The following is an 18912-nucleotide window of genomic DNA, read 5'->3' as shown; positions in this document are numbered from 1 at the left end:
CGGCCTCTCGTCTGGTGTCTGCCTTGTCTTGCAACGAGATATGCGCCCCTGAGGGGGTGCGGACAACAGACGCTTCGGTCTGGCCGGGTTGCACTGAGCGCAAGGCAGTCGCCTCAGCCATCGAGCGCCTCGGCGGCGGCGCGGCCGGAGATCAGCGCCGCCTCGATCGTCTCGGGCAAGGGCGCGGCGAGCCAGTCGCCGGCCAGCGCGAGGTTGGCCATCGGCCGGGTGGACGGCCGCGCGCGGCGGCCCGCGGGCGAGGCGTCGGCAGTGGCGGCGCGGGCGCGGATCAGCCGCGCGGCAAGTGGTGGCGCGTCGGTGCCCGCGGCGCGGGCTACCTCGCGCCAGATCCGCTCGAGGGTGGCATCGCGGTCGGGGCGGGGCCCGGCGCAGCTCTCGGCGGCCGAAACGGTGACCGAGAGCACGTCGTCGCGGCGAAACAGCCAGTGCGACAGGCTGGAGATCAGCCCGAGGATCGGCGGTAGCCGCTCGGCCAGCGCGGGCGGCACCCGGAAATGCGCGTTGAGGATCGACTGGCCCGGCCCCGGCACTGGCCCGTCGAGCAGCCGCCCCAGCGCATCGGGAGGCAGGGCAAGGATGGCGGCGTCACCGGGGCCCAGCGTGATCTCTTCCGTGCCGAAGCGAAGCGCGTGGAGCCGGTCGCCTTTCTGGGCGAGGCCGGTGAGGGGGCGGCGGTAGTTCGGTCGGATGCCGCGCTCGGCCAGCCGCGCCAGCGCCGGATCGACGAGGGTGGGGCCGAGGCCGCGCGGCATGGTGACCGGGCGGCTGGCCGTGCCGCCGCGCAGCACGGTGCGGCGCAGCACCTCGGCCAGGGGCGCCGCCGCCGCGTGGTCGGGCGGGGCGTTGAGCACGGCGAGCGAGAGCGGCTCCCAGATCCTGGTCCAGGCCGGACCGCGCCCCGGGATCGCCTGCGCCACGGTGGCATCCGGCCCGGCACGCATGAGCCGCGCCGCGTCGGGGCCGAGCGAGAGCGGGGTGCCGGGCGGCAGCCGCAACCCGCCGCGCAGCAACTCACCGAGGGAGGCGGGCAGGCGCAGGCTCCAGCGCGCGCCCGTTTCGAGGTCGAGAAAGGGCAGCTCGGCGCGCGGGGCGATGGCGAGCAGGCCGGAGGTGCCGATGCGGCGGCAATGGTCGAGCACCTCGGCATTGCCCGACAGCACGAGGTGGTTGCCATTGTCGATCACCCGGTCGAGCGCGCTGTCGTGAAAGCTCCAGCAGCGGCCGCCGGCGCGGGCCGTGGCCTCGTGCAGAACCACTTCGGTGCCGGGGCGCTCGGACAAATGCAGCGCGGCGGCGAGGCCCGCGAGCCCCGCGCCCACGACATGGACCCGCCTCACCGCGTGGCGCCGCTCGTGGCGAGGCACAAGAGCCCGTCCACCAGCTTGCGCCAGCGCGGGCGCGGCACGGGCGGGCGCGCGGCGTCGGCCTCGATCTGGCGCAGCAGCCGCTCGTAGGGGCCCATCATCAGCAGCGCCGGGGCGATGCGCAGACGCGGATGCGCCGCGATCTCGCGGGCTGCGGCGCGGTAGGCCGCGCGGGCCCGCAGCGCGAGGCGGCGCCGCGCCTCGGGCAGGCTGGGGGCGCCCGGCACGGCGGCGGGAACGGGCGGGATGCCGGTCTCGGCCAAGAGCCCGGCGGGGAGATAGAGCCGGCCCAGTTCGGCATCCTCCTCGACATCGCGCAGGATGTTGGTGAGCTGCAGCGCCTCGGCCAGCGTCAGCGCGAAACGCTCGGACGCGGCGCCGCGCCAAGCGCCGAAGACATGCATAGACAGGATGCCGACCGCGCCCGCGACGCGACGGATATAGGCGTCGAGACGCGCCTCGTCCGGGGCGATCACCCCGTCGAGATCCATGCGCATGCCGTCGAGGATCAGCGCCAGCTCATCTTGCGGCAGATCGTAGGCGCGGCTCGCATGGGCGAGCTCCCAGCCCACGGCCGTGCGGGGCCGTCCGTCGCGGATGCGACCGAGCTCGGCCGCCCATTCATCGAGGAAGGCGCGCTTCTCGGCTAGCGGCGCCGGGCCGTCGACCATGTCGTCGAGCAGCCGACAATAGGCGTAGATGGCGAGAATGGCGCGGCGGCGCGGCGCCGGCATCAGTCGCATCCCGGCGCGAAAGCTGCTGCCCGACCCCGCGACGATCCGGGCCACCTCGCGCTGGTTCTCGTCGCTCATGCGGTGCCGCTCGGCGCGCGGCTCGGCGCGATCAGCGCGAGCCCGCCGCGCAGCCCGGCGCGGAGCCAGTCGCCGCGGTTCGGCGCCACCCGCCCGGCCAGCGGGTCGGCGCGCCGCAGCCGCAGTTGCAGCCGCGCGGCCAGTGTGGCGATCACCTCGATCTCGGCGCGCAGGCGGCGCGCCCGGACCGTGCGCGGCAGGGTGGCGGCGCGTGCCAGCAGCCCGGCATTGGCGTCGAGCGCGCGGTCGACGGCGGCGCGCAGCGGCGGCGTCAGCACCGCCCCGCCCAGATCGCCGACATCCGCCCCGGCGGCGCGGAGCCAGTCGAGCGGCAGGTAGACGCGGCCCAGATCGCGCCAGTCCTCGCCCAGATCCTGCAGGTGGTTGAGCACCTGCAGCGCGGTGCACAGCGCATCCGCCGCGTCGCGATCGGCGCCGGTCTCGCCATGCAGGTCGAGCAGGAAGCGCCCGACCGGGTCGGCCGAGGACCGGCAATAGGCGCGCAGCTCGGCCCAGCTCTCGCAGGGGCGCGCCTCGATGTCGGCGCGGAACGCCACCAGCATCGCGATGGCGTGACGCTCGAGCCCGGCGCGGCCGACCGCCCGCAACGCGTCGCGCAGCGCGTGACCGCGCGGATCGCCCTCGCCCGCGCCGCGAAGGCCGGCCTCGATCCGGTCGAGCCCGGCCTGCTTGTCCTCGATCCGCATCTCGGGATCGTCGGCGATGTCGTCGGCGGCGCGCACCACGGCGTAGAAGGCCCGCACCGGGTCGCGCAGCGGCGCCGGGAGCAGCAGCGATCCGACCGGGAAATTCTCGGTCTCGGCGGCGCGGCGGCGCGGCTGCGGCATCGCGCCGCGCTGCTCGGTCTTCACGACTTTTTCCATGTCCTCGCTCATCCGCGCGCTAGATCGTCCGACGCCCTCCCGATGGGCGGATATCGAAAGCACGAACCCCATGGTAGATACGAGCGCCCCCGTGGCAATCCTTTCCCTCCGGGCAGCGCGCCGCATGGCGCGCCGGGAGGGGTGATCATGGACGGGTCGGGCGGGTTCGACGCGGCGCGCAAGCGGGTGCTGGTGATCGGCGCGGGGCCGGGCGGGCTCGCCTCCGCGATGCTGCTGCGCGCGGCGGGCGCCGAAGTGACGCTTCTTGAGAAGGAGGACCAGCCCGGCGGGCGCACCGGCGCGATCCGCCGCGACGGCTTCACCTTCGACATCGGCCCGACCTTCTTTCTCTATCCGGAGATCCCGCGCGAGATCTTCGCCGCCTGCGGCTATGATTTCGACGCCGAGGTCGAGCTGGTGAAGCTCGACCCGATGTACCGGCTGCAATTCGACGACGGGCGGATGATCGACGCCACCGCCGATGTCGAGCGGCTGACCGCGCAGGTGGCCAAGATCGACGCCCGCGACGCGCGCAACGTGGCGGGCTATCTGGAGGCCAACCGCGCCAAGTTCGAGGCCTTCCGCCCGATCCTGCAGCGGCCCTTCGCCAGTCTGCGCGACCTCGCCCAGCCCGACATGCTCAAGGCCCTGCCCAAGTTCCGGCCCTGGTCGACGGTGGATGGCGAGCTGCATCGCTGGTTTCGCAACCCCGATGTGCGCGTGGCCTTCTCCTTCCAGTCGAAATACCTGGGCATGTCGCCGTTCAAATGCCCGTCGCTCTTCACCATCATCGCCCATGTCGAATACGGCTTCGGCGTCTGGCACCCGAAGGGCGGCTGCAACGCGATCACCGCCGCGATGGCGCGGGTGGCGCGCCGGATGGGGGTCGACATCCGCCTCTCCGAGCAGGTGAAACGGCTCAAGGTCGAGGGGCGGCGCGCGGTGGGCGCGGTGACGGCCAAGGGCGATTACGACGCCGACGCGGTGGTGATGAACGCCGATTTCGCTCATGCGATGACGACGCTGGTGCCGGATGCGGCGCGCAAGCGCTGGACCGACAAGCGCATCGCCTCGAAGAGCTACTCCTGCTCGACCTTCATGCTCTATCTCGGGATCGAGGGGACGCTGCCCGACATGCAGCATCACACCATCGCCTTTTCCGGCGATTACCAACGCAACGTGGCCGAGATCGACGCCGGCAAGGCGCCGCTTGATCCCACGATCTACGTGCAGAACGCCAGCCGCACCGACCCGACGCTGGCGCCAGAGGGGCATTCGGCACTCTACGTGCTGGCGCCGGTGGGCAACCTGACCGGGGGCGAGGACTGGGCCGCTCTGGCGCCCGCCTACCGCGAGAAGATCCTCGACCGGGCGTCCAGGCTCGCCGGGCGCGACATCCGGTCCGCGATCCGCACCGAGATCATGTACACGCCCGACGATTGGCGCTCGAAGCTCTCGGTCTACAATGGCGCGACCTTCAACCTCGCGCATAATCTGGGGCAGATGCTGCATTACCGGCCGCGCAACCGGTTCGAAGATATCGACGGCGTCTATCTGACCGGGGGCGGCACCCATCCCGGCTCGGGGCTGCCGACCATCTTCGAGAGCGCCCGGATCGCCAGCAAGCTCTGCGCCGAGGATATGGGCCTGCCGGGGGCGGGCGCAATGACGACGACACTGCCGATGGAGGCTGCGGAATGACGAAGACGGGGATCATCGGTGGCGGCCTTGGCGGGCTTGCCGCAGCCTGCACGCTGGCGGCGCGGGGCCATGACGTCGTGCTGTTCGAGAAGAACGACTGGCTCGGCGGCAAGGCGGCGGTGCTGGAGGAGGGGGGCTTCCGCTTCGACATGGGGCCCACGATCCTGACCATGCCGCGGGTGCTGGAGCGGATCTTCGCGGAGGCGGGTCGCGACCTGCATGCCGAGTTGGACCTGCGGCGGCTCGACCCGCAATGGCGCTGCTTTTACGACGACAAGACGGTGCTCGATTTGCGCGACGACCCGAGCCATGCAGCCGAGGCGATCGGGCGGCTCTCGCCCGGGGACCGCGCCGGGTTCGAGCGGTTCATGGAGGTGGCGAAGCGGCTCTCGGATGTCTCGGACAGGTTCTTCTTCTGGAAATCGGTCGAGGATCTGCGCGACACGATGGACCTCAAGGGGAGCATGAATCTCTCGACCCTGTCGGACGTGATGGCGCTCCGAATGCACCGCACCGTGGCCGGGCAGATCAAGCGCGACGTGAAGGACAAGCGCGTCGCACAGATGCTGGAGCATTTCATCCAATATGTCGGCTCCTCGCCGCTGGCCTCGCCGGCGGTGCTCTGCGGCATTGCGCAGATGCAGCAGGGCGAGGGGGTATGGTACCCGATGGGCGGCACCCGCGCGGTGCCGCTGGCGCTGACCCGGCTGGCCGAGGCGCTTGGCGTCGAGATCCGCACCGGCGCGGGCGTGCGCCGGATCGAGGTGACGAAGGGCCGGGCCCGGGCGGTGATCACCGATGCGGGCGAACGCGTCGCCTGCGACCACGTGGTGTCGAACATGGACAGCGTGCGCACCTATCGCGAGCTGGTCGGCGGCGCCGAGGGCCGGGCCTTCGACAGAACCCGCAAGCGCGAGGCGGCCTGCTCGGGCGTGGTGCTCTATCTCGGTCTCGACCGCGCCTACGAGCATCTGGCGCATCACAACTTCGTCTTCTCGCGCGACCCCGAGGAGGAGTTCGGCGCGATCTACGATCACGGCGAGCCGGCGCCGGATCCGACCGCCTATATCGCCGCACCGGCGCGCACCGAGCCCGGCGTCGCGCCGGAGGGCGGCGAGGCGCTCTATGTCCTCGTGCACACGCCCTATCTGCGCCCCGGCCATGACTGGAAACAGATGTTGCCGGGCTACCGCGAGGTGATCCTCGACAAGCTGCGGCGCAGCGCCGGGATGGAGGATATCGACGCGCGCATCGTGGTCGAGCGCAGCCTGACGCCGCAGGACATCCACGAGCGCTACAACGTGCTTGACGGCGCGATCTACGGTCTGGCGAGCCACGGCAAGGTGCTGGGCGCGTTCAAGCCGGGCAACCGCTCGCGGCAGGTCGAGGGGCTCTATCTCGCGGGCGGCTCGGCGCATCCGGGGCCGGGCATGCCGATGGCGCTGATGTCGGGCTGGATCGCGGCCGACACGCTCGACCGTGACGCCGGGGGCGCGCGTGAGGCGCGCGACGACGCGGGCGGAGCGCGGCGGCAGCAGGCGGGCGCGGATGTCGCGGCCGAGTGATCCCGAGGCCGCGCGGTCGCCCCGGATGGCGGGCTTCTTCGCGGGGGTAATGCGGCGCCAGCTGGCGCGGCAGTTCCGGGCGGTGCGGATCGCCCGGCCCGGCCTGCCGGCGCTGGACCCGGCCCGGCCGGTAATGGTGGTGACGAACCATCCGTCATGGTGGGACCCGGCGGTGTTCATCGCGCTGCATGACCGTCTGTTCCCGGGCCGCACCGGCTTTGGCCCGATCGAGGCGGCGATGCTGGAGAAATACCCCTTCATGGCGCGGATCGGCCTGTTCGGGGTCGAGGAGGGTTCGCGCGGCGCGGCCGGCTTCCTGCGGGTGGCGGGGCGGATCGTGTCGCGGCCCGACCGGGTGCTGTGGATCACCGCGCAGGGGCGTTTCGCCGATCCGCGCGAACGGCCGCTGGCGCTGCGCCCCGGTGCCGCGCATCTCATGGCGCGGCATCCGGATCTCGTGGCGCTGCCACTGGTGCTCGAATACCCGTTCTGGTCCGAGAAGCGGCCCGAGGCGCTGCTGCGCTTCGGCGCGCCGCTCGCGGCGCGCGCGGGCGAGCCGGTGGCCGCTCTCGCGGCGCGGCTGGAGGCGGCGCTGACCGAGACCTGCGACGGTCTGGCGGCGCGGGCGGTGGCGCGCGACGCCTCGGCCTTCGACATGGTGCTCGGCGGGGCGCGCGGCACCGGCGGCGTCTACGGGCTGTGGCAGCGCGGGCGGGCGGTGCTGACGGGGCGGCGCTTCGTGCCCGATCACGGGGAGGAGGGATGATCCTGATCCTGTCGATCCTCGCCTTGGCGCTGGCCGGGCTATTCGCCGCGATGTGCGTGGTCAATCTCGCGGTGCTGCGGCCGCCGGAGGGGGTTGGGGGCGAGGCGGTGTCGATCCTGATCCCGGCCCGCGACGAAGCGGCCAATATCGACGCCGCGCTCGACACGGCGCTGGCGCAGCGGGGCGTCGAGATCGAGGTGGTGGTGCTCGATGACGGCTCGACCGACGGCACGGATGCGATCGTGGCGGCGCGGGCCGAACGCGACGGGCGGGTCCGGCTGCTGCGCGGCGCGGCGCTGCCGGAGGGCTGGATCGGCAAGACCCATGCCTGCTGGCAGCTCTCGAAGGCGGCGCGGCACCCGGTGCTGCTCTTCGTCGATGCCGATGTGCGGCTCGCCCCCGAGGCCGCGGCGCGGCTCTCGGGCGAGATGGCGCGGCGCGATCTCGACCTGCTCACCGGCTTTCCACGGCAGATCACGCCGACATGGGCCGAGAAAATCGTGATCCCGCAGATCTTCACCACGCTCCTGGGCTACCTGCCGCTGCCGATGGCGCGGGCCCGGTCCGACCCGGCCTTCGGTGCGGGCTGCGGCCAGCTGATGGCGGTGCGCCGCGCGGCCTATGACGCGGCGGGCGGGCACGCGGCCTTCGCGAGCCGGATGCATGACGGGTTGGAACTGCCGCGCCGGGTGCGGGCCACGGGCGGGCGTAGCGATCTGTGCGACGCGACGCCGGTCGCGACCTGCCGGATGTACGAGACCCCCGCCGCGATCTGGCACGGGTTCTCCAAGAACGCGACCGAGGGCATGGCCACGAAGCGGGCATTGCCGGTCTGGACGCTCTTGCTGTTCGGCGGCCACGTGCTGCCGTTCCTCACGCTCGTCGCGGCGCTGATCGCGGGGGCGGGCTGGGCGGCGGCGGTTTCGGCGCTGGCCTGCGCGCTGGTGCTGGGTGCGCGCATCGCCATGGCGCTGCGGCTGCGGCAGTCGTGGCTTTCGGTCGTGGCGCATCCGCTTGGCGTGATGGTGGTGCTGGCGATCCAGTGGAGCGCGCTGATCGGGGCGTCGCGCGGCCGCCGCGCGGTCTGGCGCGGCCGCGATTACGGCATGGGCTGAGCGCTCAGCCGATCAGCGATTTCAGGATGCGTTCGACGTTGCGACCGTAAGGCGGGCGCACCAGCCGTGCCAGCGAGGGCCGCGCGATCATGGTGCTGCGCGGCCGGGTGAAGGCGCGAAAGCCCTCGGCCCCGTGATAGGCACCCAGGCCAGACGCGCCGGCGCCGCCGAAGGGCAGCTGCTGCACGCCGACATGCAGCACCGCCTCGTTGATCACCGCGCCGCCCGCCGGGATCGCCTCGGCCTCGGATCGCGCGGCCGCGAGATCGCGGCCATAGACGTAAAGCGCCAGCGGGCAGGGGCGTGCGGCGACGAAGTCGCGCGGCTCGTGCGGCGCGTCATAGGGGATCACCGGCAGGATCGGGCCGAAGATCTCCTCGCGCATCAGCGGGTGGTCCGGGTCGGGGTCGATTACCGCGACCGCGCCCATGCGCGGCGGCGCGGGCGGGCGCGCCATCAGCGGCACCGGGTCGAGCCCGTCGAGCAGTGCCGCGAGCCGGTCGCGATCGGACGCGCGGGCGATCGCGGCGTAGTCGGGCCCGGCGGGGTCGGGATAGAGGGCTTCGGTGGCGGTCTTTAGCGCCGCGACGAAGCGGTCGAGCATCTCGCGCGGCACCATCGCGTAATCTGGGGCAACGCAGGTCTGACCGGCGTTCAGCAGCTTGCCCGCCATGATCGAGCGGGCGGCGGCGTCGATGTCGGCATCATGGCGCAGGATCGCGGGCGACTTGCCGCCCAGTTCCAGCACCACCGGCACGAGGTTTTGGGCTGCCGCCGCCATGATGTGGCGGCCCGTGGCGGTGGAGCCGGTGAAGAACAGCCCGTCGAGCGGCGCGGCGGCCAAAGCCCGCGCCTGATCGGCGCCGCCGGTCAATACGCGGGCGCGGTCTGGGATCGCGCGTTCGACGATCCGCGCGATCAGCGCGGCGCTGCGCGGCGTATGTTCGGAGGGGTGCAGGATCGCGCGGTTGCCACCGGCGATGGCGGCGACCAGCGGCACCAGCGCCAGCTGTACCGGGTAGTTCCATGGCCCGATGATCCCGACTCGGCCCAGCGGCACCCGGTCGACCCGCGCGGTCGAGGGCCATAGATGCGGCGGCAGTACCACGCGTTCGGGCCGCATCCAGCGCCGCAGATGGCGCCGCGCGTGCTGCGCCGCGCCAATCACCATCGCCACCTCGGTGAGCAGCGTCTCGGGCCTTGGCCGCGCTCCGAAATCACCGGCGACGGCTTCGGCGGCCGCCTCGGCATGGGAGCGCATTTCGCGCTCCAGCGCTTCCAGATGCGCCTTGCGGGCGGCGCGGTCTGGGGCGGGCTCGGCCGGGCCGAAGGCGTCGAGCGCCGCTTCGAGGGCGGGGTCGGGTGTCGCGGTCATCCTGCCTCCTGGCGCGCGGCGCGGTCATGCCCGTCATTGGCGCGAAAGCCGCGTTCGGTCCAGTCGCCATAGATGATCGGGTTGCGGGCGCAGAAGGAGACGAGCAGCCCCGAGAGCGGCCAGCGGGCGCCATGGCGCAGCCGCCGCTGCGCCGCGACCGCGCCGTAGCTCGCCCCTGCGAGATTGGCGGCCACGTCGCCCATCGTGTCGGGCAGGCCCGAGCGCTGCGCATTGGTGCCGAAGACGGCGTCGATCGCGAACTCGAACAGCTCCCAGCCGGCGCCGACCAGCGCCGCGAAGCCGACCCCGAGCGTGCCGAGGATCCACAGGGCGGTGCGCGGCGGCGCGCCCGCCGTGGGCAAGAGCGCCATGGCGACGCCGGCAAGCGCCAGCACCGCCGAGGCCACGCCGTGCAGCAGCAGGTCCCAGACCGCGCTGTCGCGGTAAAGGCCCGCCGCCTCGCCCAGCACGAAGGCGGCGAGGCAGAAGCCGAGCACGCCGGTCGAGAGGCCCGGCGGCATCGCGATGCCCGAAACGCGGGTATAGAGCGGCAGCAGCAGCGCCAGCGCCATCGCACCGAGCGCGGCCAGCGCCAGGAGCGGCTGCGCCGAAAGGGCGCCCGCCGCGGCAATCAGCCCGGCGCCGCCCCAAAGGATCAGCCGGGGCAGGGTGGTGGGTCGCAGCAGGCCGGTCCGGATCATCTGGCGGTCTCGCATCGGGGTGTCGGGGCGAAACCTAGCTCGCCCGCGCGGGGGCCCAAATCAGCGGTCTAGGCCGGGGCTCGGGCCGAGGTCGGCACCGGGGTCCGCCTAGCGCTTGATGATGATGTAGAGCGCGTGGATGATGCCGGGGACATAGCCGAGTAGCGTCAGGATCACGTTGATCCAGAAATGCTTGCCCAGACCTTCCTGCAGGAACACGCCGAGCGGCGGCAGCAGGATGGCGACGATGATGCGGATGATGTCCATTCGGGCTCCTCGTGGCGCGGGCGCGCCGGTTCGTGTCACGGGTCGGGAAGCCAATGCGGCGCATCCGCATCGGTTCCGCGAGGATGCGTGGCGGGTGAACGGGCGCTAGTCTGCGCGGCCTTGTGACCTCACCTTTACTAACGGAGGCTAACGACATATATATCCGTTAGCGAAGGAGGTCCGCCATGATATCGCAGGCAGGTGCACGTCAATCCGGGGTCGATGGGTTCGGCGAGGTGATGTCCTCGCTGTCGCGGCTTCGGCTCGACCATCTCGCCGCGCCGCTGGCGCGGGCGGTGGACAGCTATCTCGCCGATCATGCGCGACAGCTCAGGGCGTTGTCGCGGCCCGAGCCGCTGACCGCCGCCGAAGAGGCGGCGCTTGCCTCGGTGGGCGTCGGGCGCGGCGCCGGCGAGCCGGATCTCGGCCCCATCATGGGGGTGGCGGTGCGGCTGGCCGCGATTCAGGCCGGGGCGATCCCGCTCAAGGCGGCGGCGGCGCGGCTCGGGGTCAATGACAGCCGGTTGCGGCAGCGGATCAAGGCGCGGACGCTCTACGCGCTGCGCCAGCCGGGCGGGCGGGGCTGGATGGTCCCGGCGTTCCAGTTCCTCGGCGATGCGGAGTTGCCGGGCCTCGCGCAGGTGCTCCCGGTAATCCGCGAGGACATTCACCCGGTCGAGCTGGAGAGCTTTCTGACCACGCCGCAGCCGGATCTCGAGGATGCGGATGGCACGGCGATGCGGCCCGTGGACTGGCTCGCACAGGGGCGCGACCCCGGCGCGGTGCGGGCGCTGGCGACCGGGATCTGATGCCGAAATTCCCCGAGCCGCCGGAGCGGGCAGCGCTCGAAGCCCTGGGTCCCGAGATCCGCGAATGGCCGCGCGCCGCGCCGCTGGGGCGGATCTTCATGCGCGGCAGCGCGCATCCGGTGGAGTGGAACAGCTTTCGCCATTGGGGCCCGACCGATGCGCGGTTCGACCATCACCTGCCGGGGCCGGATGGCGGCGGTGCGGAGCAGGCGCGCGGCGTGCTTTACGCGGCGGGGCCGGGGGGCGCCGGGGCGCTCGCGACCTGCGTGGCCGAGGTGTTCCAGGCCAAGCGGATCATCAATCGCAGCCATGGCGCGCCGTGGTTCTGCGTCTTCGCCACCGCGCGGCCGCTGCGGCTGCTCGATCTCACCGGGCGCTGGCCGACGCGGGCCGGAGCCTCGGCGGCAATCGCCACCGGTGCGCGGGGCCGGGCCCGGCGCTGGAGCGCGGCGGTCTACGAGGCCTATCCGATGATCGAGGGCGTGATCTACCGCTCTTCCATGGCCGGGGACGCCGAGGCGGTGGCGCTCTACGAGCGGGGCGCCTCGGCGTTGCCGGAACGGCCGCAATTCCACCGGGCGCTGGAGGACCCGGCGCTTCAGCGGCCGCTGCTCGATGCCGCCGCCGCGATCAATTACGGGCTGCTTTGAAGGCGGGCCGCGCCGGGCCGGTTCAGCCGGGCTTGTCGAGCTGCTCGGTCGCGACGATCGCCATGTCGCGAATCCGGTCGTGGGCCTCGGCTCCAAGCGGCGCGCGGGGCCGTGTCACGTCATGCAGGCGGCGCAGCAGCTGCCCCACCTCCTCGATCTCCGCATCGGTGAAGTCGCGATCCGAACGGGAGAAGCCGCCGAGCGAGAAATTCGGGCCCTCATGGATCGAGTGGCTGTGGCCGAAGGTGAGACCGTATTCGCGGGCCAGCGCGAAGAGCCCGGTGTCATCGGTCGCCTCGAATTCGGGCCAGCGTTTGACGCCCTGTTCCTGCATCGACCAGCGGACGGTCGGATCGCGCATCAGCCAGCCCTGGCGCGCGTAGAGTTCGCGAAACTCCGGCGGATAGCATTCGAACATGTAGGCGGCGGAGGTGAACCGGAGATGCAGACCAACGGCGAAGCCCGCCGTGGCGATCTGCTTGAGGCGGCTCAGGGTGTCGACGACGATCGTGGCGGTCTGCATGCACTTGTCTTTCGGTGTTTTCGAGGGATATCACAACGCTTCCAGCGCCGGAAGGTTTGCCCTGCCTGGGTGAACGGTTGCATGATCGCATCATCGGCCAACCGCAATGGCTCCAAAAGGGCCGCGCAACCGACAGGCCAAGACATTGATATCGAAGGACGCATCCGAGGAATTCGCGCGACTCGCGCCGAACGGCTTCTATGTCGCTCTCAGGGTGCGCTTCGCGTTTCCGGCCACCGAGCTCAACGCGCTGCCGCGCGAATGGGTCGACCTCTATTCCAGACGCCGGTTCCTTTTCGACGATCCGGCGCTGCGCTGGTCCTGCGACCATGTCGGCGCGGTGCGCTGGAGCGCACTGGCCGAAACGGACCCGCTGGAGATCGTCCGGCAATCCCGGGCCTTCGGCCTGCGCTACGGCGCCGTCGTCGCCTTCAGCGAGAGCGACGGGCTGCGCAGCTACGGGCTGTTCTACCGGCCGGACCGCGAATATGGCGATGCGGAGCTGGCGGATCTGGCGGAGCGCGTGGCGGCGCTGCATGTCGGGCCGGGGCGCGCCGGCACGCTGACCCGGGCCGAGCTGGCGGTGCTGGAGGCGGTCCGCGACGGCACGAAGCTCAAGGAGATCGCCCACGCCTTCGGGGTCAGCGAAGGCGCGATCAAGCAACGCCTGAGGAATGCCCGCGACAAGCTCGGCGCCGCGAACGGTACCCAGGCCGCGGTCATGGCCTCGCGTCTCGGCCTGATCTAAGGCGGGCGCGGATCGGCGCCCCGGTTCTATTCGACCGGCGCCGACAGGGTTTCGGGTTCGGCGGTCGGTGCGATCCGGTCGATCATCGCCTCGCCCAGCATCCAGGCCACGACGAGCGCGACCAGAGCCGCCGCGCCCCAGAGCAGATACATGCCCGGCTTGGCCGGGCCTTTGTTGATATCCATCTCGACGATCCTTCTCGACGGCTGGTGCCGCCATAGTAGCGCGGATCGGCGCGGATTTCCCCGGTTTCGATGCGGTGCCCGTGATGGGGCTGCGTATTCAGGCCCGCATGTAGGCCCAGCCCTCGTGCTGGCGCGTCGCGATATGCAGTACGGCGGCGGACACCACCCGTGCCGTCTCGGGCGCAACGAGACCCTGCGCGGCGAGCGAGTTGCCGCAAAGGAGCAGCGGCGGCTCGACCTCGCCGGTCTCGATCGCGGTGGCCACGGCGCCGGCATTTACGACGATCTCGACCTCGGCCGTGGGGTCGGCGCGCAGCAGGTTGCGGGCGTTGGAGCGGGCCCGGGCGAGGGCCGCCGCGGTAGGCGCATGGATCAGCAGTTGCACAGCCATGTCACAAGGCCTCCTGGATGTCGGTGACGAGTGGGGCGAAGCCCGGATCCTCGCGGCGGCCCTCGAGCGGCAGCGCGACGCGGCGGTCGAGGCCGATGCGGGCGGGCTGGCCCGAGAGCACGATGACGCGCTCGCTGAGCAGCGCCGCCTCGGCGATGTCATGCGTCACGAAGAGGATCGCCGCGCCCGAGGCCGACCAGATCCTGAGCAGCTCGTCCTGCAGCGCCCCGCGCGTCAGCGCGTCGACCGCCGAGAAGGGCTCGTCCATCAGCAGCACGTCGGGCCGCACTACCAGCGCCCGGGCGATGCCGCCGCGCTGGACCTGCCCGCCGGAGAGCTGGTGCGGATAGCGATCGGCGAGATGCTCCATCCGGGTCAGGCGCAGCACCTCGTCGACCCGCTCGCGCCGCTCGCTGGCGCTGAGCGACAGCCCCTCGAGACCGTATTCGACGTTGCGCCTGAGCGTGCGCCACGGCAGCAGGCGGCCGTCCTGGAACACGATGGCGCGGCGGCGCTGGCCCGGCCGCACCGGGCTGGTGAGGTCGATGGTGCCGGCATCGGGCGGCAGCAGACCGGCGATGGCGCGCAGCAGCGTCGACTTGCCGACGCCCGAGCCGCCGACCAGCGCCACGAAGCCGCCCGCCTCGATGTCGAGGTCGAAATCCTGGAGCGTCGGGCGCTCGGCTCCGGGGAAGCGCAGGCTCAGCCCGCGCGCGGTCAGGACGGGCGCCATGCGAGAAGCCTCCCCTCGATCAGCGAGAACAGCGCGTCGGAGAGCGTGTAGACCACCGAGATCGCCAGCATGTAGACCACCACCGCCTCGTAGGCGCCGACGCCGGCGGCGGCGTTCATCTCCTGGCCCATGCCGGGCACGCCCAGAAGCTCGGCCGCGATCAGCGTCATCCAGGCCTGGCCGACCCCGGTGCGCAGCCCCGACAGGATACCGGGCGAGGCGGCGGGCAGGGTCACCGAGCGGTGCCGCTTGAAATAGGCGCCTTGGCCGAAGGCGCGGGCCAGCTCGTGGTAGCGCGGATCGACGTTGCGCACGGCCGCGTAGGTGGCGAAGTAATTCACCCAGAACACGCCGATCGAAATCACGAAGGCTGCGCCCGCATGGCTCACCTTGAACCAGGCGATGGCGAAGACCACCCAGGCCAGCGGCGGGATCGGCCGCAGGATCCGCGCGAGCCAGGCATGCGTCGCGTCAAGCCGCGGCAGCGTCGCGGTGGCGAGGCCCACCGCGATGCCCAACACCGAGCCGAGGCCGAGCCCCCAGACGTAATGGACGAGCGAGGAGCCGATGGCCGGCAGCAGCCGGCCCGAGACGATCTCGTCGCGGATCGCGGCCGGCACCAGGAACGGGTCGGGCATGGTGCCGGGCGTGGTCCAGCCGAAGCTCCCGGCTGCCTTCCACAGCGCGACGAAGGCCACGAGACCGGCGGCGCCGAACGCGGCCCGCCGCATCCCGCGCGGTGCGGCGGCGCTCATCGTGCGGCTGCGCGCTCGAAGACGTCGAGGTCGAACAGCGCGTCGAGATCGACCGGCTGCGCCAGCGTACCAAGCTCGATCTGGAAGTCGTGCATGGCGCGGGTGCCCTCGGTGATGCGGTTCGGATCGGCGACGAACTGCGCCGACGACCGCGCGATCGCGGCCTCGACCACCGCCGGGTCGAGACGGCCGCCGCCGACATGCTTGGCGACCATCGGCGCGGCGGTGGCGGCGTCGCTGGCGAGCAGATCGGTCGCGGCGATATGGGCCGCGACCAGCGCCTCGACGGTTTCGGGCGACCGCTCCAGCAGCCCCTCGCGGACCGCGAGCACCGCGCCGGGCTGATCGGGGAACATCTCCGCCCCTGCGGCCACCACCTCGGCGCCCTCGACGCGGGCGAGCGTCGTCGAGACGACCGGCTCGAGGATCGCCGCGCCGTCGACCGCGCCGGTCAGCAGCGCCTGCTGCACCTGCGCCGTGCCCTGATGGATGATCTCGATCAGGTCGGGATCGATGCCGGCCTCCTCGCGCATCCAGTATTGCAGCACGGTTTCCGGCACCGAGCCGGTGGGGAAGGTCGAGATGACGGGTCTACGGCCCTCGCGCGCGGCGAAGGCCGCGAAGGCGGTGGCGGCGTCGGCGCCCTCGAAATCCGCCGCCAGCGGCGGCAGCGCGACGAGCGAGATCTGCTCGACGATGTTGGAGGCCACGACCTTGATGTCGGCGCCGCGGCCGCGCGCCACCATGGCCGGGCCGATGCCGAGATAGGCGACGTCGAGCTGACCGGCCAGCAGCGCCTGCACCATGGCCGGGCCGTTCTGGAACTCGACCAGATCGGCGTCGATCCCGGCCTCGTCGAGCGCGCCGTTCTCGAGCGCCACGAAGAGCTGCGACACCGGCAGGATCGGCATGTAGCCGATCTCGATCTCGGTATCCTGTGCCAGCACCGGCGCGGCGGCCAGTCCGGCGGCGAACAGGGTGGTGAATGCGGTCTTCATGTCGGAGCCTCGCGCTGGGTTTGTCGTCACTTAACGCGGTCATGGCGTGGGCGGGAGGTGAGGCGGCGCGAAAGGGAAACCCGTCCTTTCGGACCTGTCCGGCTGGTCCGGGCGTTCCGCGCGATGCCCGGCCATAGGAACGGCGATCCCCCGAGGCGGCGCGCGAATGGGCAAGGCACCGCTCGTTCGGGGCCCCGCGGGAAATTTGCGCGCCGGTCGGGCCGGAATCGCGCTAGGCTGGAGCGCATGAAACGATGGGTTCTCATCGCCTTGCTGGTCCTCGCGGGGCCGGCGCTCGCGCAGGAGCGGCGCGAGACCGGGCTGGAGCTTGTGCTGCTGGCCGATGCCTCGGGGTCGATCGACACCGAGGAGCTGGCGTTCCAGCGACAGGGCTATGCCATGGCGCTCACCGATCCGCGGGTCGTCGCGGCGATCGAGGACAGCACCTACGGCACCATCGCCGTCACCTACGTGGAATGGGCGACGAACACGGCGATGGTGGCGGATTGGACGATCATCGACGGGCCGGAGGCGGCGCGCGGTTTCGCCGACGCGCTGCTCGGGCCGCCGCGCCGCGCCGTGGGGCGCAACGCGATCGGCGGCGCGCTGCTCGAAGGCAAGCGGCTGATCGAGAGCAATGACATCGACGCGCCGCGCGCGGTGATAGACTTTTCGGGCGATAGCATCGGCAATTCCTCGGGGCCCTCGATCGCGGCTGCGCGCGACGAGGTGCTGGCGGCGGGGATCACGATCAACGCGCTGCCGATCCTGCGGCCCGAGGACGGGCGCCGGGCCGGAGCCGATCTCGAGGCGGAATATGCCCGCCGGATCATCGGCGGGCCCGGCGCCTTCATGGTTACAGCCGAGAGCCGCGCGACCTTCGCCGAGACGCTGCGCCGCAAGCTGGTGCTGGAGATCGCGGGACCGGATGCGGCGCGGCGGCACGCGGCGCGATAGGCCCGCACCAAGCGGCGGGGTTAGGCGGCCTGGTGCTGTGCCCGCCAGCCGCGCCGCAACCACCATGTCAGGCCACAGGCGGCCGCCATGGCAAGGATCAGCCCGACCGAATTGGCGATCAGCGTCGCGATCTCGGCGATCCTCTCGGCGAAGGCGTAGCCGAGCCAGCTATAGGCCAGGCACCATGTCACCGCGCCCGCAGCCGCCGCCGCGCTGAAGCGCGACCGGTCGAGCCGGAGCGCGCCGGAAAGGTAGCCGACATAGGGGCCGAGCGGGCTCAGCACGGTGCGGCTGAGGAACACCGCCAGCAGGCCGCGCCGTTCCAGCAGGTCCTGCGCGCCGCCCAGCACGGCGGCGGGGCCGGGTCGGCGCCCGAGCCGCGCGATCAGCGGCGCGCCGCCCGCGCGGGCGAGGTGATAGGCGATCTGGTCGCCCGCCACGAAGCCCGCCAGCGCCGCCAGCAGCAGCTGCCAGTAGACCAGGTCGCCCGCCGCCGCGAAGCCGCCGGCGGCCATCACCAGCATCGAGGACGGGATCGGCAGCGCCAGGCAGGACAGTGCCACCGAGGCCATGACCAACCAGTTGCCATAGACCGGTACCAGTGCGAGCAGGGTATCGGTCATTGCGAGGCGCCCTCCATCTCGGCGCGGGCGGCCTCGATCCGATGCCGGAACTGTTCCAGTTCGGGCCCGTCCCCGAGCACATCCGAAAGGGTCATCGGGCCTTCATGGGGCCGCGCATGCGGGTCGGCGGGCAGGAGATTGAAGACGATTGACGGCGGCAGGCCATAGCTGCGGGCGACATAGCGCGGCGTCATCCACGGCTCGATCGGCCGTTCGGCATGGGTCGGGGCGAAAAGCCGGGTGGTGGCGGTGCCGACCTGCCATCCGAAGCCGAGCCCCGCCGCGACCGCGAGGGCCAGCAGCAGGGCCGCCACGGGATGCCGTCGCGACAGGAAGCGAAACAGACGGCGTGCTCCGGTCATGATCCTCGATCCCGTCACGGTTGCTGCGGCCCCGCCCACTTGCTCAGCGGCGGCTGCGATCGGCCGGGCCGATGGCGCCGTCGCCGTCGCGGTCCAGCCGCGAGACGAGGCGGTCGATCCGGCTTTCCATCTCCGCCTCGGAGATCCGACCGTCGCCATCGGCGTCGAGCGCCTGGAACGCATCGACCATCCGCTCGCGCGTGAAGGCGTTGTAGAGCGTTTCGAACTCGGCGATCTCCAGCGCGCCGTCGCCGGAGGCGTCCGCGCTTTCGACCTGTGCGGCGCGGAAGGCGTCGATCTCGGCCCGGGTCAGCGCCCCATCCTCGTTCGTGTCGGCCTGTTCGATGATCTGCTGCAGCATCATCGGGCCGCCGCGACGGCCGTGATGGCGAGGCCCGCCCTTGCCGCCGAAGCCGGCGCGAATGCGCTTGATGACGCCGGGCCGCTCCGGGGACTGGGTCGTGGCGCTTTCGGGGGCTTCGGCGGCAGGCTGACTCTGGGCCGTGGCGATGGCGGCGCCGGCGCCGAGCAGCGCGGTCACGAGGAAGGCGGCGGGAAGCAGTGTCTTGGGGGTCATGGCGATCGGTCCTCGGGTCTGGTCCGGGCT

At 71.9% G+C, this 18912-nt stretch carries 23 protein-coding genes; 8 read left to right on the top strand and 15 right to left on the bottom strand.

All coding sequences use genetic code 11. The features are described 5' to 3' along the window. Positions 1-113 precede the first annotated feature (113 nt). Genes LOS8367_RS13015 through LOS8367_RS13005 form a run of 3 tightly spaced genes read right to left on the bottom strand, consistent with a single transcriptional unit; the run spans position 114 to position 3081 of the window. On the bottom strand, positions 114-1358 hold the full coding sequence (locus LOS8367_RS13015) for a hydroxysqualene dehydroxylase (RefSeq protein WP_085897055.1): 1245 nt from the start codon (positions 1356-1358) through the stop codon (positions 114-116). Further along, positions 1355-2197 (bottom strand): squalene/phytoene synthase family protein, encoded by an 843-nt coding sequence (locus LOS8367_RS13010; RefSeq protein ID WP_085896957.1) that lies wholly within the window; start codon positions 2195-2197, stop codon positions 1355-1357. The genes LOS8367_RS13015 and LOS8367_RS13010 overlap by 4 nt, the downstream gene beginning before the upstream one ends. Then, positions 2194-3081: a squalene/phytoene synthase family protein gene (locus LOS8367_RS13005; protein WP_165761470.1), complete on the bottom strand. Its 888-nt coding sequence runs from the start codon at positions 3079-3081 to the stop codon at positions 2194-2196. Before LOS8367_RS13005 ends, LOS8367_RS13010 begins: the two co-directional genes overlap by 4 nt. A 147-nt stretch (positions 3082-3228) precedes the next feature. Between LOS8367_RS13005 and crtI the strand changes: the two genes are divergently transcribed. From crtI to LOS8367_RS12985, 4 genes are read left to right on the top strand one after another with little or no spacing between them, the layout of a single operon-like run. Further along, entirely contained in the window at positions 3229-4782 is a 1554-nt protein-coding gene (crtI, locus tag LOS8367_RS13000) for a phytoene desaturase family protein (protein WP_085896955.1), read from the top strand. After that, a complete protein-coding gene (locus LOS8367_RS12995) occupies positions 4779-6347 on the top strand; it encodes a phytoene desaturase family protein (protein ID WP_085896954.1) in 1569 nt (522 codons plus the stop codon). Before crtI ends, LOS8367_RS12995 begins: the two co-directional genes overlap by 4 nt. Then, positions 6331-7113 carry a lysophospholipid acyltransferase family protein gene (locus LOS8367_RS12990; protein WP_085896953.1) on the top strand — a complete coding sequence of 261 codons (783 nt, stop codon included), beginning with the start codon at positions 6331-6333 and terminating at the stop codon, positions 7111-7113. The genes LOS8367_RS12995 and LOS8367_RS12990 overlap by 17 nt, the downstream gene beginning before the upstream one ends. Continuing rightward, a complete protein-coding gene (locus LOS8367_RS12985; protein WP_085896952.1) occupies positions 7110-8228 on the top strand; it encodes a glycosyltransferase family 2 protein in 1119 nt (372 codons plus the stop codon). The genes LOS8367_RS12990 and LOS8367_RS12985 overlap by 4 nt, the downstream gene beginning before the upstream one ends. 4 nt (positions 8229-8232) lie before the next feature. On the opposite strand, the gene LOS8367_RS12980 is transcribed toward LOS8367_RS12985, so the two are convergent. The 3 genes from LOS8367_RS12980 to LOS8367_RS12970 form a co-directional block, all read right to left on the bottom strand. Further along, positions 8233-9603 carry an aldehyde dehydrogenase family protein gene (locus tag LOS8367_RS12980; protein ID WP_085896951.1) on the bottom strand — a complete coding sequence of 457 codons (1371 nt, stop codon included), beginning with the start codon at positions 9601-9603 and terminating at the stop codon, positions 8233-8235. Beyond that, complete coding sequence (locus LOS8367_RS12975; RefSeq protein ID WP_085896950.1) at positions 9600-10304, bottom strand: DUF2238 domain-containing protein; 705 nt, start codon at positions 10302-10304, stop codon at positions 9600-9602. Before LOS8367_RS12975 ends, LOS8367_RS12980 begins: the two co-directional genes overlap by 4 nt. Positions 10305-10412: 108 nt before the next feature. Continuing rightward, complete coding sequence (locus LOS8367_RS12970; protein ID WP_085896949.1) at positions 10413-10571, bottom strand: YqaE/Pmp3 family membrane protein; 159 nt, start codon at positions 10569-10571, stop codon at positions 10413-10415. A gap of 185 nt (positions 10572-10756) precedes the next feature. Between LOS8367_RS12970 and LOS8367_RS12965 the strand changes: the two genes are divergently transcribed. Both LOS8367_RS12965 and LOS8367_RS12960 read left to right on the top strand, forming a co-directional pair. Further along, positions 10757-11380, top strand: coding sequence for a hypothetical protein (locus LOS8367_RS12965; protein WP_085896948.1), 624 nt, complete (start codon positions 10757-10759; stop codon positions 11378-11380). Continuing rightward, positions 11380-12030, top strand: coding sequence for an RES family NAD+ phosphorylase (locus LOS8367_RS12960; RefSeq protein ID WP_085896947.1), 651 nt, complete (start codon positions 11380-11382; stop codon positions 12028-12030). Before LOS8367_RS12965 ends, LOS8367_RS12960 begins: the two co-directional genes overlap by 1 nt. A 22-nt stretch (positions 12031-12052) precedes the next feature. Here the strand turns inward: LOS8367_RS12960 and LOS8367_RS12955 are convergent, their stop codons facing one another. Beyond that, positions 12053-12553, bottom strand: a complete 501-nt coding sequence (locus LOS8367_RS12955) for an autoinducer binding domain-containing protein (protein ID WP_085896946.1) — start codon at positions 12551-12553, stop codon at positions 12053-12055. Between the two features lie 145 nt (positions 12554-12698). Here LOS8367_RS12955 and LOS8367_RS12950 point away from each other — a divergent pair, with 145 nt between their 5' ends. Continuing rightward, positions 12699-13301 (top strand): helix-turn-helix transcriptional regulator, encoded by a 603-nt coding sequence (locus LOS8367_RS12950; protein WP_242665589.1) that lies wholly within the window; start codon positions 12699-12701, stop codon positions 13299-13301. A 26-nt stretch (positions 13302-13327) separates the two neighbouring features. Here LOS8367_RS12950 and LOS8367_RS19075 read toward each other — a convergent pair whose 3' ends face one another. The 5 genes from LOS8367_RS19075 to LOS8367_RS12930 form a co-directional block, all read right to left on the bottom strand. After that, positions 13328-13486 carry a hypothetical protein gene (locus tag LOS8367_RS19075; RefSeq protein ID WP_165761469.1) on the bottom strand — a complete coding sequence of 53 codons (159 nt, stop codon included), beginning with the start codon at positions 13484-13486 and terminating at the stop codon, positions 13328-13330. A gap of 97 nt (positions 13487-13583) precedes the next feature. Further along, complete coding sequence (locus LOS8367_RS12945; protein WP_085896944.1) at positions 13584-13877, bottom strand: hypothetical protein; 294 nt, start codon at positions 13875-13877, stop codon at positions 13584-13586. Between the two features lies 1 nt (position 13878). Beyond that, a complete protein-coding gene (locus LOS8367_RS12940) occupies positions 13879-14610 on the bottom strand; it encodes an ABC transporter ATP-binding protein (RefSeq protein WP_085896943.1) in 732 nt (243 codons plus the stop codon). Further along, entirely contained in the window at positions 14595-15365 is a 771-nt protein-coding gene (locus tag LOS8367_RS12935) for an ABC transporter permease (protein WP_207569264.1), read from the bottom strand. The genes LOS8367_RS12940 and LOS8367_RS12935 overlap by 16 nt, the downstream gene beginning before the upstream one ends. After that, a complete protein-coding gene (locus tag LOS8367_RS12930) occupies positions 15362-16363 on the bottom strand; it encodes an ABC transporter substrate-binding protein (protein WP_085896941.1) in 1002 nt (333 codons plus the stop codon). The genes LOS8367_RS12935 and LOS8367_RS12930 overlap by 4 nt, the downstream gene beginning before the upstream one ends. Before the next feature lie 246 nt (positions 16364-16609). On the opposite strand from LOS8367_RS12930, the gene LOS8367_RS12925 reads away from it, so the two are divergent. After that, positions 16610-17320: a DUF1194 domain-containing protein gene (locus LOS8367_RS12925; RefSeq protein WP_085896940.1), complete on the top strand. Its 711-nt coding sequence runs from the start codon at positions 16610-16612 to the stop codon at positions 17318-17320. 20 nt (positions 17321-17340) lie between these two features. Here LOS8367_RS12925 and LOS8367_RS12920 read toward each other — a convergent pair whose 3' ends face one another. Genes LOS8367_RS12920 through LOS8367_RS19310 form a run of 3 tightly spaced genes read right to left on the bottom strand, consistent with a single transcriptional unit; the run spans position 17341 to position 18882 of the window. Next, positions 17341-17943: a DedA family protein gene (locus tag LOS8367_RS12920; RefSeq protein WP_085896939.1), complete on the bottom strand. Its 603-nt coding sequence runs from the start codon at positions 17941-17943 to the stop codon at positions 17341-17343. Next, a complete protein-coding gene (locus LOS8367_RS12915) occupies positions 17940-18305 on the bottom strand; it encodes a hypothetical protein (protein ID WP_085896938.1) in 366 nt (121 codons plus the stop codon). The genes LOS8367_RS12920 and LOS8367_RS12915 overlap by 4 nt, the downstream gene beginning before the upstream one ends. A gap of 43 nt (positions 18306-18348) precedes the next feature. Beyond that, positions 18349-18882, bottom strand: coding sequence for an EF-hand domain-containing protein (locus LOS8367_RS19310; RefSeq protein ID WP_085896937.1), 534 nt, complete (start codon positions 18880-18882; stop codon positions 18349-18351). Positions 18883-18912 lie beyond the last annotated feature (30 nt).

This window comes from Limimaricola soesokkakensis, assembly GCF_900172345.1.
Lineage (GTDB): Bacteria > Pseudomonadota > Alphaproteobacteria > Rhodobacterales > Rhodobacteraceae > Limimaricola > Limimaricola soesokkakensis.
The sequence above is the reverse complement of the archived record's forward strand: the minus strand, read 5'-3'. Positions and strand labels throughout refer to the sequence as shown.

Excerpts from the sequence above, each read along its gene's own strand:
- LOS8367_RS13010 (WP_085896957.1), bottom strand. The coding sequence starts at position 2,197 with ATGAGCGACGAGAACCAGCGCGAGGTGGCCCGGATCGTCGCGGGGTCG.
- LOS8367_RS13005 (WP_165761470.1), bottom strand. The coding sequence starts at position 3,081 with ATGGAAAAAGTCGTGAAGACCGAGCAGCGCGGCGCGATGCCGCAGCCG.
- crtI (WP_085896955.1), top strand. The coding sequence starts at position 3,229 with ATGGACGGGTCGGGCGGGTTCGACGCGGCGCGCAAGCGGGTGCTGGTG.
- LOS8367_RS12995 (WP_085896954.1), top strand. The coding sequence starts at position 4,779 with ATGACGAAGACGGGGATCATCGGTGGCGGCCTTGGCGGGCTTGCCGCA.
- LOS8367_RS12990 (WP_085896953.1), top strand. The coding sequence starts at position 6,331 with ATGTCGCGGCCGAGTGATCCCGAGGCCGCGCGGTCGCCCCGGATGGCG.
- LOS8367_RS12985 (WP_085896952.1), top strand. The coding sequence starts at position 7,110 with ATGATCCTGATCCTGTCGATCCTCGCCTTGGCGCTGGCCGGGCTATTC.
- LOS8367_RS12980 (WP_085896951.1), bottom strand. The coding sequence starts at position 9,603 with ATGACCGCGACACCCGACCCCGCCCTCGAAGCGGCGCTCGACGCCTTC.
- LOS8367_RS12975 (WP_085896950.1), bottom strand. The coding sequence starts at position 10,304 with ATGATCCGGACCGGCCTGCTGCGACCCACCACCCTGCCCCGGCTGATC.
- LOS8367_RS12970 (WP_085896949.1), bottom strand. The coding sequence starts at position 10,571 with ATGGACATCATCCGCATCATCGTCGCCATCCTGCTGCCGCCGCTCGGC.
- LOS8367_RS12965 (WP_085896948.1), top strand. The coding sequence starts at position 10,757 with ATGATATCGCAGGCAGGTGCACGTCAATCCGGGGTCGATGGGTTCGGC.
- LOS8367_RS12960 (WP_085896947.1), top strand. The coding sequence starts at position 11,380 with ATGCCGAAATTCCCCGAGCCGCCGGAGCGGGCAGCGCTCGAAGCCCTG.
- LOS8367_RS12955 (WP_085896946.1), bottom strand. The coding sequence starts at position 12,553 with ATGCAGACCGCCACGATCGTCGTCGACACCCTGAGCCGCCTCAAGCAG.
- LOS8367_RS19075 (WP_165761469.1), bottom strand. The coding sequence starts at position 13,486 with ATGGATATCAACAAAGGCCCGGCCAAGCCGGGCATGTATCTGCTCTGG.
- LOS8367_RS12945 (WP_085896944.1), bottom strand. The coding sequence starts at position 13,877 with ATGGCTGTGCAACTGCTGATCCATGCGCCTACCGCGGCGGCCCTCGCC.
- LOS8367_RS12940 (WP_085896943.1), bottom strand. The coding sequence starts at position 14,610 with ATGGCGCCCGTCCTGACCGCGCGCGGGCTGAGCCTGCGCTTCCCCGGA.
- LOS8367_RS12935 (WP_207569264.1), bottom strand. The coding sequence starts at position 15,365 with ATGAGCGCCGCCGCACCGCGCGGGATGCGGCGGGCCGCGTTCGGCGCC.
- LOS8367_RS12930 (WP_085896941.1), bottom strand. The coding sequence starts at position 16,363 with ATGAAGACCGCATTCACCACCCTGTTCGCCGCCGGACTGGCCGCCGCG.
- LOS8367_RS12925 (WP_085896940.1), top strand. The coding sequence starts at position 16,610 with ATGAAACGATGGGTTCTCATCGCCTTGCTGGTCCTCGCGGGGCCGGCG.
- LOS8367_RS12920 (WP_085896939.1), bottom strand. The coding sequence starts at position 17,943 with ATGACCGATACCCTGCTCGCACTGGTACCGGTCTATGGCAACTGGTTG.
- LOS8367_RS12915 (WP_085896938.1), bottom strand. The coding sequence starts at position 18,305 with ATGACCGGAGCACGCCGTCTGTTTCGCTTCCTGTCGCGACGGCATCCC.
- LOS8367_RS19310 (WP_085896937.1), bottom strand. The coding sequence starts at position 18,882 with ATGACCCCCAAGACACTGCTTCCCGCCGCCTTCCTCGTGACCGCGCTG.